Source organism: Streptomyces sp. NPDC101166, from assembly GCF_044768125.1.
Lineage (GTDB): Bacteria > Actinomycetota > Actinomycetes > Streptomycetales > Streptomycetaceae > Streptomyces.
The window spans coordinates 1-1,066 of sequence record NZ_JBIWPF010000341.1 but is presented as its reverse complement, the minus strand read 5'-3'; the positions used below and the strand labels follow the sequence as shown (position 1 = coordinate 1,066).

Below are 1,066 nucleotides of genomic sequence, written 5' to 3'. Positions count from 1 at the left end.
GAGCGCGAAGATGGCGCCGATATTGAGCACGGCCGCCTCGTTCTCGTTCATCTCCGCCATGAGCAGCGCCGCCTCGCCGACACCGATGGCCGAGGCGATGGTCGAGTTCTTGGTCAGGGCGATGAGCACGCTGCCCAGCGGCGCGATGACCGCCCGGAAGGCCTGCGGCAGCACCACCATGCGCAGGTTCTGCCCGAAGGTGAACCCCAGCGAACGGCCCGCCTCCGACTGCCCGAACGGCACCGTGTTGATGCCCGCCCGCAGCGACTCGCAGACGAAAGCCGCCGTGTAGACGCTCAATCCGACGATCGCGAACCGGAAGTTGTTCTCGGAGATACTGTTCGGACCCTCCGCCGCGAGCCGCAGCCCGAGCGTGGAGTACAGGCCGATGGAGCAGAACACGATGATCAGCGTGAGCGGCGTGTTCCGGATGATGTTGACGTACAACGTGCCGATCCAGCGCGCGATCGGAATCGGCGACACCCGCATACCCGCGACGAGGGTGCCGAGAATCAGCGCCCAGAACCCCGAGTACAGAGTCAGTTTGATGGTCACCCAGAACGCGTCGAGCAGCTTGGTGTGATAGTTGGAGATCAAGTCGAACACGACTGCCCCATTCCTCCGATCGGAAAACGAAGCGTGCCAGGTGATTTCAGCAGCAGGAAATCACCCGGCACGAGTCCGCGAATCAGTACCGGTCGACCTTGGGCGGCTCCGGAACCTGGAATCCGGTGGCGCCGAACTCCTTCTCCAGCGCGGCCTTCCACGCTCCGGAGGCGATCATGGCGTCGATGGCGTCATTGATCTTGCCGCGCGATTCGGTGTCGCCCTTCTTCACGCCGATGCCGTACTTCTCGACGGTGAAGGTGTTGCCGACCACCTTGAGCGCGCCCGGCGACTGCGCCGCGTAACCGCGCAGGATGATGTCGTCGGTGGTGACCGCGTCGACCGCGCCGGACTTGAGCGCCTCCACGCACAGCGAGTAGGTGTCGTACGTGATCAGCTGCACCTCATGGGCGGCGACGTACTTGTCCTTGATGTTCTGCGCCGGGGTGGAGCCCTTCAC

The 1,066-nt window shown here is 64.2% G+C and carries 1 protein-coding gene and 1 pseudogene; both read right to left on the bottom strand.

Annotated elements, in window-relative coordinates; genetic code table 11:
- Nucleotides 1-606: amino acid ABC transporter permease (locus tag ACIRS4_RS38960; RefSeq protein WP_404205128.1), on the bottom strand; the 606-nt coding region annotated here is incomplete at its 3' end.
- Between the two features lie 82 nt (nt 607-688).
- A pseudogene (locus ACIRS4_RS38955) lies at nt 689-1,066 on the bottom strand (ABC transporter substrate-binding protein); the annotation flags it as partial.